The sequence below is a fragment of the Paenibacillus sp. FSL M7-1455 genome (assembly GCF_038004655.1).
GTDB lineage: Bacteria > Bacillota > Bacilli > Paenibacillales > Paenibacillaceae > Paenibacillus_AQ > Paenibacillus_AQ cookii.
In genome coordinates this window covers 5477501-5495463 of record NZ_JBBORO010000001.1, presented here as the reverse complement: position 1 = coordinate 5495463, position 17963 = coordinate 5477501, and the positions used below count along the sequence as shown (strand labels likewise).

Here is a 17963-nt window from a genome sequence, read left to right as displayed (position 1 = left end):
CAGGATGTGCTTCAATTGGATTTAAGCATTCTCATCGTGAATTACAATACATGTCAGCTTACCACGGACTGTCTTCGTTCGGTTTACGCTTCGGAGACGGTGTACGAATATGAAGTCATCGTGATCGACAACCATTCCTCGGACGGCTCGGTCGAGTCGATTCGCGAGGAATTCCCGCACGTAACGCTTATCGCGAACACGGAGAATACCGGATTTGCCAAAGCCAACAACCAAGGGATGGCGGCGGCGAAGGGCCGGTACGTTTTGCTGCTTAATTCGGATACGGTCGTGCAGAAGGATACGCTGCAGACGATGATCGCCTTTATGGATGAGCATCCGAAGGTGGGGGCATCGGGGTGCAAGGTCATTTTGCCTGACGGCTCGCTCGACAAAGCTTGCAAGCGCGGATTTCCGACGCCGTCCGCTTCGTTTTATTACGCCTTTGGGTTTTCGAAGCTCTTTCCGGACAACCCGAAGTTTAACCAGTACCAACTGGGCCATCTCGATCCGGATCAGGAATACCCTGTGGACTGTTTGGTCGGGGCTTTTATGCTGGTGCGGCGGGAGACGATCGAGCAGATTGGCGGACTGGACGAGACGTTTTTCATGTACGGCGAGGACATCGACTGGTGTTACCGGATCAAGCAGGCGGGCTGGGACATTCATTACTACCCGAAAACGAGGATTGTCCACTACAAAGGCGGGAGCGCCCGCAGACGCCCGGTTCGGATCATCTATGAATTTCACCGGGCAATGATCGTGTTTCACCGCAAGCATTATCGCAAGCGGTACAATATTCTGACGAATGCGCTCATATACCTGGGGGTAGGGCTTAAATTTGCCATGGCTCTTTTGAAAAGCAGGCTGGCTCCGGCAGGGCCGGCACCCCAAACCAAAGAATCGAACATGGAGGTGGGCATGTGATCCGCAAAAATCAGGAGTTTTTGACGCAAATGTATGTTTTGACGGATTTTGTGTTCATCCAGTTCTCTTTTCTGTTAGCCTGGTGGCTGAGATTTAAAAGCGGCTGGATACCCTACGAAGCTCCCTTGCCGATCGAGACGTATGCCATGTGGAGCTTTATTTACGGGGCGATTGCCGTTTTGACCGGCATGTTGATCGCCTTATATTCCCCGAAGCGAAAAAAGCGCTTTGCGGATGAATTCATCAAAATCGTGCAGGTGCATGCCATCAGCATCTTCGTTTTGCTCAGCTTGATGTTTTTCGTGAAGGAAATCAACATTTCCCGGTCGTATTTGGCCATCTACATGGTTTCCCTCGTCATGTTTATCCTGTTTTACCGGTACATACTGAAAGTATCCCTCAAGGTCATCCGGGAAAAGGGCTATAACCGCCAGTTCGTGCTGATCGTCGGCGCAGGTTCGCTCGGCAAAAGATTTTACCAGAATCTGAAGCAATACCCGGAGATGGGGTATGAGGTGGTCGGTTTCCTTGATGATTTTCAGCAGTGGGATTCGCTTGAAGAGAAGCGGTATAAACCTATTTTAGGAACGGTAGACGATCTTGAAAAGGTGCTTGAGGAAGTACTGATCGACGAAGTCATTATGGCGCTTCCGCTGGATGCGCACTCGAAGTACCCGAAGATCATCAACCTGTGCGAAAAAGCGGGCGTACGTACGCTCATCATTCCCGACTTTTTCGATTATCTTCCGGCCCGGCCGTATTTCGACAATTTCGCCGGGATGCCGATGATCAACGTCCGCGACATTCCGCTCGATTTGGCAGGCAACCGGATGTTTAAACGGCTGTTCGACATCGCGTTTTCCTTGTTTGCCATCCTGCTGACGTCGCCCATTATGCTTGCGATCGCCATCGGCGTGAAATTGACGTCGCCCGGGCCGATTATTTTTAAGCAGGAGCGGGTCGGGCTGAACAGGCGCAACTTCATGATGTACAAATTCCGCTCGATGAAGCAGCTGCCGCCGGGCACCGAAGACACGGGCTGGACGGTCGAAAACGACCCCCGTCGGACGAAGTTCGGTTCCTTCCTGCGCAAAACAAGCCTGGATGAGCTGCCGCAGTTTTTTAACGTGTTGTTCGGGCATATGAGCGTGGTCGGCCCGCGGCCGGAACGTCCGTATTTCGTGGATCAGTTCCGGGAAGAAATCCCGAAATACATGGTAAAGCATCATGTCCGTCCGGGCATTACCGGCTGGGCGCAGAGCAACGGCTTACGCGGGGACACTTCCATCGAAGAGCGCATCAACCATGACATTTTTTACATTGAAAACTGGTCTCTTTTATTCGATATTAAAATCATTTTCAAAACGATCCGCAATGGATTCGTGAACAAAAACGCATATTAGAGCATTTTCAGATGCGAAGAGCGGCGTGGTCGACACGTCGCTTTTTTATGTTTGCCGTTCGTTTCTTCCCATCCTTGTCCGGGTAATTTTCCACATGACGGTACATCGTTCATAAATACATAACCCGACGCCAAAGGATGTGAACCGCTATGCGAAAATGGATCGCCCTGCTGCTGCTGGCCGGAACCGCCGCGATCCTGTTCTGGACGCCCCGGGGCAATTCGCAGGAAACGACCGGAGGTTTTACGGATTATAAGGTGATTTCCCACGCGATGGGAGGCATCCGCGATCATGCGTATACGAATTCTTATGAAGCTTTTATCGCCAATTATGAAAAAGGGAATCGGGTATTCGAAGTGGATTTGCTGCTGACCGAAGACGGCAATCTGGTGGCAAGGCATGAATGGACGCAGGCGATGACCGAGCTGCTGCAGCAGGAAGGCCAGCTCCCCGAAGCCCGCCAGGCGGCACGTTTAACCTACAATGAGTTCAAAAACAGCAAAATTCTCGGCGCTTACGCTCCGCTCGATTGGCAGGACATCATGGACCTGATGGAGCGTTATCCGGACATTTATATCGTGACGGACATGAAGGAGCAGGATTCGGAAGATAGGAAGCGTCAGCTTTCGCTGCTGGTCAGGTCGGCGCAAGCGCGCGATCCGCAGCTGCTGGAGCGGGTGGTGCCGCAAATTTATAACCGGCCGATGCTGGAAACGGTCAAGGCCGTTTACGACTTTCCATCGATCATCTATACGTTGTATGCAACCCAAGATACGGACGACGAGGTCGTTGATTTCGTAGCGGAAAATGACATCGAAGCGGTGACGATCCCGGAACAACGCGTGACCCGTTCCTTTTTGTCGAAGCTGAAAAAAGCCGGGGCGGCCGCTTACGTCAACACGATCAACGAACCCGCTGATGCGAATAGGTTTAAGCGGATGGGGGCGAACGGCGTATACTCGGACTTTTTAACGGAAAAAGAGGTGGAATCCGCAGGATGGCTGTACGCGCTGGGAAAATAGAACAAAAGGGAGTCGCAAGCCGCTGGCATATCGTCGGTGGCTTTTTTGCGCTTGAAATATCTGAATTTCCCGGAGCCCCCATAAAGAGCCTGAAACGGACCTTAAGCCGCGGCTGATTCGTCTTTTGCCGTCTTATTTAACGCTTGCTGGAAATTCCATAAAAATGTTCGCATTGAATGCGAACAAGAAATTGACACTACTCCCGTGCTGACATAGACTAGATTTAAGAGAAAAAGTCGTGGAGGAATGAAGTTTGAAGCAGATGATCAAACCATGGAGACATGTTTTTAAGCTGGACCCGGACCGGGAGATCGACGACGCGTCACTGGAAGCGGTATGTATGTCCGGAACGGATGCCATCATGATTGGCGGCTCGAGCGGCGTAACGTTCGACAATACGGTCGATTTGCTGTCGCGGGTGCGCCGATTTGAGCTTCCGTGCGTGCTGGAGGTTTCCAATCTGGAGATGATTGTGCCGGGTTTTGATTTGTACATGATTCCTATGGTGATGAATACCGCGGATTCGGCGTGGATTACCGGCCAGCACAAGCGGGCCATCGAGGAGTACGGCTATATGATTCCGTGGGATCTGCTCGTTCCCGAAGGCTACATTATATTGAATCCGGATTCGACCGTAGCCCGGCTGACCGGCGCCCAAACCGATTTGGACGCGGACGCGGCGGCTGCTTATGCGCAGGTGGCGGACAAGCTGATGTCCCTGCCGGTCGTTTACGTCGAATACAGCGGACGCTTCGGCGACATGGACACGGTCAGAAAAATCCACCAGTCGGTCCATGGCGCCAAGGTGTTTTACGGGGGAGGCATTCACGATCCGGAAACCGCGGCGGCTGCGGCGGCAGTTTGCGATACGATCGTCGTCGGCAATGCGGTTTATAGCGATTTGAAACAGGCGCTGCTTACCGTCAAGGCCGTGAAGTAGCTTTTGCCGGATTACAACGACATGAAGGAAGGAGCATGCCTGCATGCAACCGATAGATATACATCAAGCGATTCAAAAGTTAAACCCGCAGCAGCGGCAGGCCGTCGAGGCGACGGAAGGACCGCTGCTCATTTTGGCCGGGGCGGGAAGCGGCAAGACCCGGGTGCTGACGCACCGGATTGCGTACCTGATCGCCACCCGCAAAGCGCCCCCTTGGAGCATTTTGGCGATTACGTTTACGAACAAGGCGGCACGCGAGATGCAGGAACGCGTCACCAAGCTTGTCGGCCATGAAGGCCGCGACATTTGGGTATCGACGTTCCACTCGATGTGCGTGCGCATTCTCCGCAAGGATATCGAACGGATCGGCTTTAATTCCAATTTTACGATTTTGGATTCGACGGACCAGTTATCCTTGGTGCGGAACTGCATGAAGGACCTGAACCTGGACACGAAAAAATTCGAGCCGAAAGCCGTGCTTTCCCTGATCAGCGCCGCGAAAAACGAACTGATCACGCCCGCTCAATACGAGCAGAAGGCCGGAGACTTCATGGAAAGCATCGCCGCCAAGGTATACACCATGTACCAGCGCCGCCTGAAAAGCAACAACTCGCTGGATTTCGACGACCTGATCATGGCGACGATCCAGTTGTTTAAAGAAGTGCCTGAGGTGCTGGATTTTTATCAGAAAAAGTTCCAATACATCCACGTCGACGAATACCAGGATACGAACCGGGCGCAGTACATGCTGTGCCGGATGCTGGCCGACGGCCATCACCGCATTTGCGTCGTGGGCGACAGCGACCAGTCGATCTACCGCTGGCGCGGGGCGGACATCAGCAACATCCTCAATTTCGAGGAGGATTATCCGGAAGCCCGCACCATCCTGCTCGAGCAGAATTACCGGTCGACGGCCACCATTTTGAACGCGGCCAACGCAGTCATCAAGCAAAACAGCGGACGCAAGTCGAAAAATCTGTGGACCGATAAAGGCGAAGGCGCAAAGATCAAAATCTACAGAGCCGATTCGGAACATGATGAAGGGTATTTCGTGACCTCTGAAATCAGCAATAACGTGAAGCAGGGCAAGTCGTACCAGGATCACGCCATTTTGTACCGCACCAACGCGCAATCCCGGGTGATCGAGGAAATTTTGATCAAATCCGATATTCCGTACCAAATCGTGGGCGGCATCAAGTTCTATGACCGCAAAGAGATTAAGGATATCCTCGCTTATTTGCGGCTCATATCCAATCCCGACGACGACCTCAGCTTGGCGCGCGTCATCAACGTGCCGAAAAGAGGCATCGGCGACACCTCGGTGGCCAAACTGACGGCAGCCGCGGCCGAACGCGGCGTGTCGATTTTCCAGGTGCTTGCGGTCGTGGACGATCTCGGGTTTGCCGGCAAAACGCGCAACGCGCTGGTGGAATTTTACGATATGATCGCCGCGCTGAATCAAATGGTAGAATATTTATCCGTCACGGAGCTCACCGAAAAAATGCTGGAGATGAGCGAATACCGCGTCGAAATGCAGCGCGAAAACACGATCGAATCGCGGTCGCGCCTCGAGAACATCGACGAGTTCCTGTCCGTTACGATGGAATTCGAAAAAAACAACGAAGACAAGTCGCTGGTGTCCTTCCTCACGGACCTGGCGCTCATTGCCGACATCGATTCGATGAACGACGAAGACGAGGATCAATCCGATGCCGTCATTCTTATGACGATGCACAGCGCAAAAGGATTGGAGTTCCCGATCGTGTTTATCGTCGGCATGGAGGAAGGCGTGTTCCCGCACAGCCGGGCGTTTTTGGACAACGAAGAATTGGAAGAGGAGCGCCGCTTGGCGTATGTCGGCATTACCCGGGCGGAGCAGCAGCTGTACCTCTCCTGCGCGCAGATGCGGACGCTTTTCGGGCGGACGACGGCGAACCAGCCATCGCGTTTCCTGGATGAAATCCCGGAAGAGCTGAAAGAGGAGACCGGCGTCGCCCGCGACCGGTACCGCCGCGGCGGCAACATCGGCGGCTCGTACGGCGGACGGGGCTTCGGCAGCGGCGGAAGCAATTTCGGACGCAGCAACCAGACCCAGACCTCATCGCTTAGCGGTTCAACAGCACGGGCCACCGGATCGTCTAGCAAAGTGACGGTCACGACTTCCGCGCCGCAGCCGGCGGCATCGGGAGACAAATCCGACCTGACGACCTTGAAGGCCGGCGATAAGGTTGCCCACGGCAAATGGGGCACGGGCACGGTCGTTTCGGTCAAAGGGACCGGGAACGATACAGAGCTGCAAATCGCGTTTCCGGCGCCTGTCGGCGTAAAACGGCTTCTGGCCGGGTTTGCGCCGATTACGAGAGTGGAAGGCTAAAAAAGTAGAATCCAACTTCATTAGTTCTGGGCTAGATGCTGGATTAGCGGAGGGGACGGAATCGATTCTTTTCGAAGCTAAAAGCTTTTTGAAAAAAATAATTATATATGACGGAGGGATGGTCCGCGCATGGATCCGATGTCTACGATGGAGCAGCTCGTCGCCGAGCTGAACAAATTGAATTACCATTATTATACGCTCGACAAGCCGCTGATCAGCGATAAAGAGTATGATGCCTTATACGATCGGCTGGTCGCTTTGGAGAAGGAGAGCGGCGTCGTTTTGCCGGATTCCCCGACCCAACGCGTCGGCGGCGAGCTGCTGAAAGGATTCGTTCAGCATCGTCATCTGGCGCCGCTGTGGAGCCTGGACAAGGCGCAAAACGCGGACCAGCTGCAAAGCTGGAACGCGCGCGTCACCAAGCTTGTGGCGGACTATAACAGCAAAAATCCGGACAATCCTTTGCCCCAGCCAAGCTACGCGGTCGAACTGAAATTCGACGGCTTAACGCTCAATCTGACGTATAAGGACGGCAGGCTGGTGCAGGCCGCGACCCGCGGCAACGGCGTCGTTGGCGAAGGCATTTTGGCCCAAGTCAAAACGATCAAATCCGTCCCGCTCACCATCCCTTACACAGAAGGCACGATCGAAGTACAAGGCGAAGGCATCATGAACCTGTCGGTGCTGGAGAAATATAACCAGACGGCGGCCGAACCGCTCAAAAACGCCCGCAATGCGGCGGCCGGCGCCCTCCGCAACCTGAATCCGAAGGTCACGGCCGAGCGCAAGCTCAGCGCATTCTTTTACAACGTCGGGTACTCCGACAATATCCGTTTCGAATCCCACAAGGAAATGATGGATTTTTTGCGCGACAATCATTTCAAGGTAAACCCGTATATTTTCTATTTCGAAAATTTCGACGACGTGACGAAACAGCTGGAGGACATCCAGGAGCGCCGTGCGGGACTCGATTACCTGATCGACGGCGCCGTCGTGAAAATCGTCGATATGCGTACGCGGGAGGCGCTGGGATACACGGATAAGTTCCCGCGTTGGGCCGTCGCCTACAAGTTTGAGGCGGAAGAAACGACGACCGTGCTCGAGTCCGTCTCCTGGGAAGTGGGACGCACGGGCAAAATCACGCCGGTGGCGCGCGTCGAACCTGTCGAACTGGCGGGCGTGACGGTGCAGAACTGCACGCTCAACAACATCGGCGACATCGAACGGAAAAACCTGAAGCATGCGCTTGGCACACGCGTCTTTATCCGCCGCTCGAACGACGTCATCCCGGAAATTTTGGGGAAAGTGACCGAAGAGAGCGACGGCGAAGAGATCGTGTACCCGGAGCATTGCCCTGCTTGTGGATTCCCGCTGGAGCAGCGCGGAGCGCATCTGTTCTGCAACAACCGTTTGGACTGCAAACCGCAGATCATTGGCCGGATCACCCATTTTGCCTCGCGGGATGCGATGGACATCGAGACGTTCAGCGTCATGACCGCCGAGCAGCTGTACAATGAGCTGAATGTGCGCGAGCCTGCCGATTTGTACACGCTCGCGTTCGAGGACCTGATCAAGCTGGACCGTTTTGGAGAGAAGAAGGCGAACAACCTGCTTGCCGCGCTGGAAAAAAGCAAAGACCGGGATCTTGCGTCGTTCCTGTTTGCCTTGGGCATCCCGAATACCGGCAAATCGACGACCAAAATGCTGGCCGACCATTTCCGCGACCTGCATGCGATCATGAACGCAACCGTGGAAGAATTGATTGCCCTCCCGGACGTGGGCGGCATCGTCGCCGAAAGCATCGTAAGCTTTTTCGCGGATCCGTTCATGAAATCGGGCATCGAAAAAATGCTGGCCTTGGGCGTCAAAGCCCAAGCGCCGGAAGCGCCGCAGGTCATTAACACCGATTCCTTCTTCAGCGGCAAAACGGTCGTCCTGACCGGAACGCTGCACCAGCTGACCCGCGACGAAGCGGCCAAAAGGCTGGAGGCGTTGGGAGCCAAAGTCACCGGCAGCGTATCCTCGAAGACGGATCTGGTCATCGCGGGCGAAAAAGCCGGTAGCAAATTGACCAAAGCCCAGCAGCTTGGCATCCAGGTGATCGAAGACGAAGACGAGTTTATCCGTTTATTGGATATGGAAAGTTAATTGAATATACCCGCATAGGAAAAGTCCTGATTCAGCTTATGAATCGGGACTTTTTGCATGAAAAGGAAATATAAGCATGGAATCTTTGTTAAGATGAAATGAGAAAAATCACTTGGATAGAGAGGACGCTTGTTAGTGAAAAAGGAAACGATATTGCTCGTAGACGACGAACAGGAAATCGTGAAGCTGCTTGATATTTATTTTACGAACGAAGGATACCGGCTCCTCAAAGCCTATAACGGGGCAGAAGCGCTGGAGTGGCTGCAGAAGGAGGACGTCGATCTGATCATTCTGGACGTGATGATGCCGCAAATGGACGGGATCGCCGCCTGCATGAAAATTCGAGAGGAGCGCCGCATGCCGATCATCATGTTGTCCGCCAAAAACACCGACATGGACAAAATATACGGCCTCAGCATCGGCGCCGATGATTACGTCGGCAAACCGTTTAATCCGCTTGAACTGATTGCAAGAGTCAAATCCCAGCTGAGGCGTTATCACCGTTTTAATAAAGAAGCGCCTCCCCAGGCCGACGAAGGCGTGCTTGCGTTCGAGGATTTGGTGGTGGATACGGTAAAACATGAAGTGCGCGTCGATGGCCGACTGGTTAAGCTGACTCCCCGGGAATTCGCGATTCTCGAGCTGCTGGCGCGGCATCAGGGAAAAGTGCTCAGCATGGAACAAATTTATAACAGCGTGTGGAACGAGCCTTTTCTCGATGGGGGCAACACCGTCATGGTGCATGTACGGAAAATCCGCGAAAAAATCGAGATCGATCCGAAACGCCCGCGTTACGTGCAAACGGTTTGGGGCGTAGGTTATAAACTGGATACGCCGACATCCTGATGGGGAGGTAGACCGATTCATGAATGCAAAATACATCAGCACGATCCGTTGGAAGTTCATTTGGGCTTTTTTGTTAAGCATGGTATCGGGCGCGGCCGTATTGATGGCAGGATATCAGCTCGTCAACTTCATGGTGTACTCGAATTCGGCCCCGCCCTCGGCTCCGTATACGCGCATCCTGAGATGGATCATTAACCATATCGGCTCGGGGCCTTTGATGGCCGTTGCCGGCATTGTGAGCTTTTTGATTTTCTTTTTTATTTTTACCCGAAAGGTCATTTCTTATCTCGAGGAAATTACCGCAGGCATTCAGCAGATCACCAAGCTGGGCGAATCCCACCGGATCGAAGTCCGAACGACGGACGAGCTGGGAGTGCTGGCGGAAAACATCAACGTGATGTCCGAGCGGCTGCAGCATTCCTTGATGGAGGAGAGGGCCGCCGTCCAGGCGAAAAACGATTTGATTACGGGCGTATCCCATGATTTGCGGACCCCTTTGACGTCGATTCTCGGTTTTTTGGAAGTGATCGAGCAGGACCGCTGCCGGGACGAACTCGAGATGCGCTATTACGTCGATATTGCGTACCAGAAAACGCTCGTGCTGCGCAAGCTGATCGACGATTTGTTCGAATATACGCGCGTGAGCGGCGGCGGGCCTCCGCTGGTGTTGGAACGGCTGGATCTGAAGGCTTTTGTCCGGCAATTGGCCGAGGAGGCGGTTCCGGAGCTGAACCTGGCCGGCATGACGTACACGGTCCATGACCAGACGAACGAAACGCTTTGGATTGAGGCTGCGCCATACGAGCTGGTAAGGGCTTATGAAAATTTGATCACCAACGCGATCCGGTACGGCAAATCGGGAAAAAAGCTGGAGATCTCTTTTGCCCGCGAAAAGGACGAGGCGGTGGTGCGGATCAGCAACTTCGGGGACATGATTGCGGAAAAAGACCTTCCGCATATTTTTGAGCGGTTTTACCGGGCGGAACGTTCGCGGTCGCAGCATACCGGGGGTTCGGGTTTGGGGCTGGCGATTGCGAAAGGAATCGTCGACCGGCATCATGGGACCATTTCGGCGCAGAGCGATACTTACCGGACGGATTTTATCACGCGGTTTCCGCTGTGCAGGGAGCAAAAGGAATCGGCTTAAACGAAAGTTTTCGGACTTGGTGCACGACGATCTCCCGCCAAAAGTACGGCCGTGTTGGCCGCAATGATCTGCCCTGTAGGTTGTTTTTAAGAGAATGTTAAGAATTTATGGGCTGTTTTTTAAGAATTGGCCGTTATCCTTTATTTGCGAAAGGCATCGTTTGCCTGCGGTTGCAAGGAGGGATGGAAATGGCAAACAAGCTTTTGACGGTACGCGCCGCGTACCTGTACATTTTTATGGGAAGCATGCTTCTCAGCGGCCTTTTTGTTTTTATTACATATAAAATGTTTGGACTGCTGTATTCCCATTATGCGTCGCATCCTGAAGCATTTGTGGTGCGGGCCGTCCACTGGCTCATCAATCATATCGGAAAAACGCCGATTGCCGTCCTGCTCTTTTTGGCGGTATTCGTCTTGTTTTTTATGCTGCGGTCGCAGAAGACGGCCGATGATGTCAAGGCGCTGTTAGCGGCGACGGAAGAGCTGGCCCGAAAAGGATCGTTCAAAAAGCTCGAAGTCGCTTCGGCTGGCGAACTGCGGGAGTTGGCCGGATATTTGCGGCGCTTGAACGAACAGGCCGGATCCAGGCCTAAGCGGGATGCTGCTGCGGAGGATCGCAACATACGGGAAAAACAGGATCGCCGGCTGGAGAATGAAGAGCTCAAGGCGCTCGTCTTAAGAATCAAATCTTTGCGGCGGATCATCGATAAGGCCGATCAGGCCCACAGCGGGCAGGAACGGGACGAACGTTTGGACGTGGATGCCTTGAGGCGGGAAGCGCTCGGAATGGAAAGGCTTTTGGAAAGCCTGATCGCCGCGCCATGATCGGAATTCATGTGGAAGCAAGAAGGAAGCTGCTAAAAGGGGCTTATATCGCGTTTGATTTGGCCGTTCTTGTTTCGGTAATGCTGCTTGCCGGTTTGTTTTACGTCCATGTTTATGGTCAACATACCGTATCCCGCCATCCGGAAAAACTCGTGCTGCAGGAATCGAGCGTCGTTGCGGCATCGGACGGAACGGTTTTGCGGAAAATCCCGCTGCCCGGGTCGGGTTACCGGAAACTGGCCACGCTCGAGGAAATGCCGAAGCGGCTCGTCGATACTTTTTTGGCGGTGGAGGACCGGCGGTTTTATCGCCATCAGGGTCTGGATTATCAGGGGATCGCCCGCGCTTTGTTGAATAATACGCTTCATATGCGCGTCTCGGAAGGCGGGAGCAGCATCACGCAGCAGCTCGCCCGCAATTTGTATTTGAACCGGAAGCAGACCCTGCTGCGCAAGCTGAACGAGGCGTCCATCGCGCTGGCGTTGGAAAAGCGGTTGTCCAAACATGACATTTTGGAGATGTATCTCAATCAGATTTATATGGGGGAAGGGCAATACGGGGTGAAGGCGGCGGCGGAGCACTATTTTGGCGTCACGAATTTGAAAGAGCTTGATGTCGCGCAGATCGCTTCCCTGGCCGCCATTCCGAAGGGGCCGTCCATATATCATCCGGGCGATGACGCCGGGCTTTCCGTCGAGCGGCGGAACCTGGTACTCGGAATCATGCGGGAGCAGGGGCTGATTACGCAGGAAGAAATGGCGGCCGCCCAGCGGAAGGAATACCGACCCCCGGAGCGGGCAATGGAAAGGCGAATCGGCGCTTCGTACATCGATGCGGCTTTGGAGGAAGCTTCAAGGCTGACGGGCAAATCGCAAACGGAGCTGCTGACGGGCGGATACACGATCGTGACCGGCATGAATGCTTCGGTGCAGCAAGCGCTGGAGGATACGTTTTCGAATCCCGACCTGTTTCCGCCGGACGGCAAGGATCAGCAGGTTGAGGCTGCGATGGCCATTATCGATCACCGCACCGGCGAGATTGCCGCATTGACCGGGGGAAGAAATCCGGTTCGCGGCGGCCTGAACAGGGCGACCGTCGACGCACGGCAGCCGGGGTCCGCCTTTAAGCCGATCATTGATTACGGGCCTGCCCTCGAAAGCGGGAGGTTTACGCCGGAGAGCCTGCTTCCGGACCGGAAAGCTTCTTATGGAAGTTATGCGCCGGAAAATTTGAACGGAGTTTATCGCGGGCAAGTGACGATGAGGACGGCCCTGCAGCAATCGATGAATGCCCCTGCCGTGTGGCTGCTTTCGCAGGTAGGCATTTCGCAAGCGACGGCGTTTGCCGCAAAACTGGGGATCGACCTGCCGAAGGAAGACCGCAACCTGTCCATAGCGCTTGGGGGACTTCATGCCGGAATCTCCCCATTAAAAATGGCGCAGGCGTACAGCGTGTTTGCAAGCGGCGGCGTGTTTCGCGAAGCTCATATGGTGCGCCGGATCCAAGACTCCAAAGGGAACGTGGTGTACGAATATGTTCACCGGGATCAGCAAGTAATTTCGCCGCAGACGGCTGAACGAATGACAGGGATGCTGCGAAACGTCGTGACGGAAGGGACGGGGAAAAAGGCCCGGCTCGGCCGGCCCGTCGCAGGCAAAACGGGAACCACCCAGCTCGATCTCCCGGGCGTCAGCCGAAAAGCGAACCGCGACCTCTGGTTTGTCGGTTATACTTCCGAATGGACGGCGGCGGTATGGATGGGTTTTGACCGGACGGACCACAATAATTACATGACCGAAGGAAGCGGGAAAGCTGCCGCTCTATTTGCCGCAGTCATGAGAAAAGCGTATAAGGAATAGCAAAGGGGCGGTCCGTAGCAATAACGGAACACGCCCCTGCTTCTGCAGCTGCATATGGATGAGAACCGTTTCATGTTCTTTTTGCCCCCGGCAGCCAGGCGTCCTTATCGTAGCCCCGCGCTTCCCAGTACCCGATATGATCTGCGGCGATCAGCTCGATCCGGTTCAGCCATTTTACGGACTTATAGGTGTACATTTGGGGAACGACCAGACGGACGGGGCCGCCAAGCTCGCTCGGAATCGGTTTGCCGTCAAGCAGGACGGCGACCATGATGTCTTTCATTTGAGCCTGTTCCAAGGTTAAGGCATCGGTGTATACCCCGTCTCCCGAATAAAATTTGACGGTTGTGGCCGAAGGCTGGACGCGGGCTTTTTCAAGAAGCCGGTAAAGCGGGATGCCCTCCCAAGTGTTGTCGTATACGGACCAGCCGGTCACGCAGTGAAAGTCGCTGACTTGGACCGTCCGCGGCAGTTTGACGAACTCTTCCCAATTCCATTTCAACGCATGGTCCACGAGGCCATCAACCGCAAAGGACCAGTTGCTGTTGTCGAAGGTCGGAATGGGAGTAACGGTGTAGATCCGGAAGCTGCCTTTGGAGCCGCCGCCGACCGGGGGAAGCGAATCCGCCGCAGGCTGGGGGGCGGGGACAAGGTCGTTTTGGCCCTTTTGAACAAGCGCTTCGACATTGGCCTCGGAGTTGAGGCTGGAAGACAGCCATTTTACGAAGGAAGGTCCAAGAGCGACCGTCAGGCCCAGGCCGATCGCTGAACGCAAAAAAGCTCTGCGCGTATACAGCGGTTCCGTTCCCGAACGCGGGGAGTCAACGTTGGCCGGTGGGGAATCCGTACGGACGGTTCGGCGATGGGATTCTTTCAACCAGCGGGTGCGGGCCAGGGAATGGTAGATGATATAGGGCAGGCCGATCCAGGTAAATACATCGTGAACCGTCAGCGCGACATTGGTCCAGGCAGGGCCGAAAAAACGAAGCTGCCAGAGCACCACGCCGGAAAGGAACCAGCCAGCCAGGATGCCTAGAACGAGCACGACGTTCCATTTTTGTGCGGGTCGGCCCTTGAGCAGGCTCCAATGTTTGCCGGCAAGCAGCAGGTAATAGAGCACGGGGACCAGCAGAGCCAAACCTAAACCGGTGTGGAGCCATTTTAGCCATACCCTGCCTGCCCCGAGCCATTCCCTCCACACGCCCAAGGGCAAAATCAATCCGCTAAAGGCCAGAAAGGCGATCATCCATGCATTCCATCGGTGGACGGCAGCCAGCTTTTTGCCTATACCTTTGCGTATGCGGTTCAGCCAATCGTTCATATTCATCCCCCTAACACCGGATTGGATCTCAGAGTCACTGAAAAGCAGAGTTTTGATTACTTTGTTCTTATGTTCTTAGGAAATTCGCGATCGTCTGGCCGGTTTCCTTTTTAAAAGAAGTAGAGTGGCTGCTGATGTTTAAATTAGAGCAGAGCTAAAAGGCGGGGACGTTTATTCATCCAGGTGAGAAGTGTCCAGTATCATGTTTTCTAGGCTGACGTCAGCAAAACGAGGTCAATGAATTAGGAAGAATTCTATAATTACATAAGCTATGAATGGACAGGAGAATATTAACATATTTAATCTTTAAAAAAACAGTTGCATGATACATGTTATCCGTGGTATATTATTTCTTGTCGCTGATGCGGCGGGCTTTCAAAACGATAAACACTTTCGAAACTCTCGAAAAAAAGTGTTGACTTGATTGAAAGAAAATGATATAATAAGATCCTGTTGCGGTGATGAAAATTGTCGAAACAGACCGAAACAAGTTCCTTGAAAACTGAACAAATAGATGATGTTTAAATGAAGATGAATTAATGAGATTTTTGATTTGGCTTTGGTCAATCGAAAGTCCGTTATTTCTCGTCAGATTCAAAATGAGCTAAGAGCTCTTTCGAAGATATGGATTGAAAATGATCGACTCAGCCGAGTTTGACCCATTTTCAATCGTCGGTCGAACGAAGTTCGACCTTTCGATGAATCACCCGTCGCTGCAAAGCCGACGAATGATTCATCTTTCTTGGAGAGTTTGATCCTGGCTCAGGACGAACGCTGGCGGCGTGCCTAATACATGCAAGTCGAGCGGACCTTAGCGATCTTCGGATCGCTCTTGGTTAGCGGCGGACGGGTGAGTAACACGTAGGCAACCTGCCCGTAAGACCGGGATAACTACCGGAAACGGTAGCTAATACCGGATAATTTATCGCTTCGCATGGAGCGGTAATGAAAGACGGAGCAATCTGTCACTTACGGATGGGCCTGCGGCGCATTAGCTAGTTGGTGAGGTAACGGCTCACCAAGGCGACGATGCGTAGCCGACCTGAGAGGGTGAACGGCCACACTGGGACTGAGACACGGCCCAGACTCCTACGGGAGGCAGCAGTAGGGAATCTTCCGCAATGGGCGAAAGCCTGACGGAGCAACGCCGCGTGAGTGATGAAGGTTTTCGGATCGTAAAGCTCTGTTGCCAGGGAAGAACGTCGGGTAGAGTAACTGCTATCCGAGTGACGGTACCTGAGAAGAAAGCCCCGGCTAACTACGTGCCAGCAGCCGCGGTAATACGTAGGGGGCAAGCGTTGTCCGGAATTATTGGGCGTAAAGCGCGCGCAGGCGGTCACTTAAGTCTGGTGTTTAAGGCTAGGGCTCAACTCTAGTTCGCACTGGAAACTGGGTGACTTGAGTGCAGAAGAGGAAAGTGGAATTCCACGTGTAGCGGTGAAATGCGTAGAGATGTGGAGGAACACCAGTGGCGAAGGCGACTTTCTGGGCTGTAACTGACGCTGAGGCGCGAAAGCGTGGGGAGCAAACAGGATTAGATACCCTGGTAGTCCACGCCGTAAACGATGAATGCTAGGTGTTAGGGGTTTCGATACCCTTGGTGCCGAAGTTAACACATTAAGCATTCCGCCTGGGGAGTACGGTCGCAAGACTGAAACTCAAAGGAATTGACGGGGACCCGCACAAGCAGTGGAGTATGTGGTTTAATTCGAAGCAACGCGAAGAACCTTACCAGGTCTTGACATCCCTCTGAATCCTCTAGAGATAGAGGCGGCCTTCGGGACAGAGGAGACAGGTGGTGCATGGTTGTCGTCAGCTCGTGTCGTGAGATGTTGGGTTAAGTCCCGCAACGAGCGCAACCCTTGATTTTAGTTGCCAGCACATTAAGGTGGGCACTCTAGAATGACTGCCGGTGACAAACCGGAGGAAGGCGGGGATGACGTCAAATCATCATGCCCCTTATGACCTGGGCTACACACGTACTACAATGGCCAGTACAACGGGAAGCGAAGTCGCGAGATGGAGCCAATCCTATCAAAGCTGGTCTCAGTTCGGATTGCAGGCTGCAACCCGCCTGCATGAAGTCGGAATTGCTAGTAATCGCGGATCAGCATGCCGCGGTGAATACGTTCCCGGGTCTTGTACACACCGCCCGTCACACCACGAGAGTTTACAACACCCGAAGTCGGTGGGGTAACCGCAAGGAGCCAGCCGCCGAAGGTGGGGTAGATGATTGGGGTGAAGTCGTAACAAGGTAGCCGTATCGGAAGGTGCGGCTGGATCACCTCCTTTCTATGGAGTACCTCGCTTCTGAGTGAAGCGGTACAAATCAGCAACACCAACATCATTCTATTTGTTCAGTTTTGATGGAATTTGTTATGGGGCCATAGCTCAGCTGGGAGAGCGCCTGCCTTGCAAGCAGGAGGTCAGCGGTTCGATCCCGCTTGGCTCCACCAATATTTCATCTATAACTTAATCAAATTTTCATTCACACATCCGTGATGAACCGAAAAATTGATTGTTGATCCTTGAAAACTAGATAACGAAACGAATTTGCGTTTTAGAAATATCCTTTTCGTACTGAAATGAAATTTCGCTTTGCGCAAAATTGAATTTCAGTATAGCTGAACTTGTGTCAAAACAAGTTAGTAAAAGAGTAGCAGACGAGTGTTTGAATCGAAGAGCGACTTTGGCTTTGTGCGAAGCACAAAACAACGGAGCGAAGCGAGACAAACAGGAGTCAAAGGTTAAGCTACTAAGAGCACACGGAGGATGCCTAGGCGCTAGGAGCCGATGAAGGACGTGGCGAACAACGATACTGCCTCGGGGAGCTGTAAGCAAGCTTTGATCCGGGGATGTCCGAATGGGGAAACCCGGCTGATGTAATAGTCAGTCACTCGCATCTGAATACATAGGATGTGAAGAGGCATACCAGGGGAACTGAAACATCTAAGTACCCTGAGGAAGAGAAAACAATAGTGATTCCGTCAGTAGCGGCGAGCGAACGCGGATTAGCCTAAACCGGTCAGCTTGCTGGCCGGGGTTGTGGGACGTCTCACATGGAGTTACAAAGGAACTGGTTAGGCGAAGAGGTCTGGAAAGGCCCGGCATAGAAGGTAAAAGCCCTGTAGCCGAAAGTCAGTTCCCTCCGAGAC

Annotated in this window: 11 protein-coding genes, 1 tRNA gene and 2 rRNA genes (1 of these 14 cut by a window edge); 13 read left to right on the top strand and 1 reads right to left on the bottom strand. The window is 53.5% G+C overall.

Going from position 1 to position 17963, the window contains the following annotated elements:
• The first annotated feature begins 15 nt into the window (after positions 1-15).
• From NYE48_RS25230 to NYE48_RS25185, 10 genes are all read left to right on the top strand, one after another.
• Positions 16-924: a glycosyltransferase family 2 protein gene (locus NYE48_RS25230; RefSeq protein WP_341000307.1), complete on the top strand. Its 909-nt coding sequence runs from the start codon at positions 16-18 to the stop codon at positions 922-924.
• Positions 921-2327 (top strand): undecaprenyl-phosphate glucose phosphotransferase, encoded by a 1407-nt coding sequence (locus tag NYE48_RS25225; RefSeq protein ID WP_341000306.1) that lies wholly within the window; start codon positions 921-923, stop codon positions 2325-2327. The genes NYE48_RS25230 and NYE48_RS25225 overlap by 4 nt, the downstream gene beginning before the upstream one ends.
• Positions 2328-2476: 149 nt before the next feature.
• Positions 2477-3349 (top strand): phosphatidylinositol-specific phospholipase C/glycerophosphodiester phosphodiesterase family protein, encoded by an 873-nt coding sequence (locus NYE48_RS25220; protein WP_341000305.1) that lies wholly within the window; start codon positions 2477-2479, stop codon positions 3347-3349.
• 262 nt (positions 3350-3611) lie between these two features.
• Positions 3612-4289 (top strand): heptaprenylglyceryl phosphate synthase, encoded by a 678-nt coding sequence (locus tag NYE48_RS25215; RefSeq protein WP_445324082.1) that lies wholly within the window; start codon positions 3612-3614, stop codon positions 4287-4289.
• A gap of 43 nt (positions 4290-4332) precedes the next feature.
• Positions 4333-6663 (top strand): DNA helicase PcrA, encoded by a 2331-nt coding sequence (pcrA, locus tag NYE48_RS25210; protein WP_341000302.1) that lies wholly within the window; start codon positions 4333-4335, stop codon positions 6661-6663.
• Between the two features lie 129 nt (positions 6664-6792).
• Positions 6793-8811 carry an NAD-dependent DNA ligase LigA gene (ligA, locus tag NYE48_RS25205; RefSeq protein WP_341000301.1) on the top strand — a complete coding sequence of 673 codons (2019 nt, stop codon included), beginning with the start codon at positions 6793-6795 and terminating at the stop codon, positions 8809-8811.
• Positions 8812-8946: 135 nt separating this feature from the next.
• Complete coding sequence (locus NYE48_RS25200) at positions 8947-9657, top strand: response regulator transcription factor (protein ID WP_341000300.1); 711 nt, start codon at positions 8947-8949, stop codon at positions 9655-9657.
• 19 nt (positions 9658-9676) lie between these two features.
• On the top strand, positions 9677-10804 hold the full coding sequence (locus NYE48_RS25195) for a sensor histidine kinase (protein WP_341000299.1): 1128 nt from the start codon (positions 9677-9679) through the stop codon (positions 10802-10804).
• A gap of 188 nt (positions 10805-10992) precedes the next feature.
• Positions 10993-11628, top strand: coding sequence for a hypothetical protein (locus tag NYE48_RS25190; RefSeq protein WP_341000298.1), 636 nt, complete (start codon positions 10993-10995; stop codon positions 11626-11628).
• Positions 11625-13487 (top strand): transglycosylase domain-containing protein, encoded by a 1863-nt coding sequence (locus tag NYE48_RS25185; protein ID WP_341000297.1) that lies wholly within the window; start codon positions 11625-11627, stop codon positions 13485-13487. The genes NYE48_RS25190 and NYE48_RS25185 overlap by 4 nt, the downstream gene beginning before the upstream one ends.
• Before the next feature lie 70 nt (positions 13488-13557).
• Here the strand turns inward: NYE48_RS25185 and NYE48_RS25180 are convergent, their stop codons facing one another.
• Positions 13558-14808: a molybdopterin-dependent oxidoreductase gene (locus tag NYE48_RS25180; protein WP_341000296.1), complete on the bottom strand. Its 1251-nt coding sequence runs from the start codon at positions 14806-14808 to the stop codon at positions 13558-13560.
• A 739-nt stretch (positions 14809-15547) separates the two neighbouring features.
• Here NYE48_RS25180 and NYE48_RS25175 point away from each other — a divergent pair.
• The 3 genes from NYE48_RS25175 to NYE48_RS25165 all read left to right on the top strand — a co-directional run.
• A 16S ribosomal RNA gene (locus NYE48_RS25175) occupies positions 15548-17100 on the top strand.
• 88 nt (positions 17101-17188) lie between these two features.
• Positions 17189-17264: transfer RNA gene (locus NYE48_RS25170), tRNA-Ala, on the top strand.
• Between the two features lie 289 nt (positions 17265-17553).
• Positions 17554-17963: ribosomal RNA gene (locus NYE48_RS25165) — 23S ribosomal RNA — on the top strand; it runs 2638 nt beyond the window's last position.
• Together the 16S and 23S rRNA genes with 1 tRNA gene alongside form the textbook arrangement of a ribosomal RNA operon.

Coding starts and splice junctions, on each gene's coding strand:
- NYE48_RS25215 (WP_445324082.1), top strand. CDS start 3,612: ATGATCAAACCATGGAGACATGTTTTTAAGCTGGACCCGGACCGGGAG.
- NYE48_RS25195 (WP_341000299.1), top strand. CDS start 9,677: ATGAATGCAAAATACATCAGCACGATCCGTTGGAAGTTCATTTGGGCT.
- NYE48_RS25180 (WP_341000296.1), bottom strand. CDS start 14,808: ATGAACGATTGGCTGAACCGCATACGCAAAGGTATAGGCAAAAAGCTG.
- ligA (WP_341000301.1), top strand. CDS start 6,793: ATGGATCCGATGTCTACGATGGAGCAGCTCGTCGCCGAGCTGAACAAA.
- NYE48_RS25220 (WP_341000305.1), top strand. CDS start 2,477: ATGCGAAAATGGATCGCCCTGCTGCTGCTGGCCGGAACCGCCGCGATC.
- pcrA (WP_341000302.1), top strand. CDS start 4,333: ATGCAACCGATAGATATACATCAAGCGATTCAAAAGTTAAACCCGCAG.
- NYE48_RS25190 (WP_341000298.1), top strand. CDS start 10,993: ATGGCAAACAAGCTTTTGACGGTACGCGCCGCGTACCTGTACATTTTT.
- NYE48_RS25185 (WP_341000297.1), top strand. CDS start 11,625: ATGATCGGAATTCATGTGGAAGCAAGAAGGAAGCTGCTAAAAGGGGCT.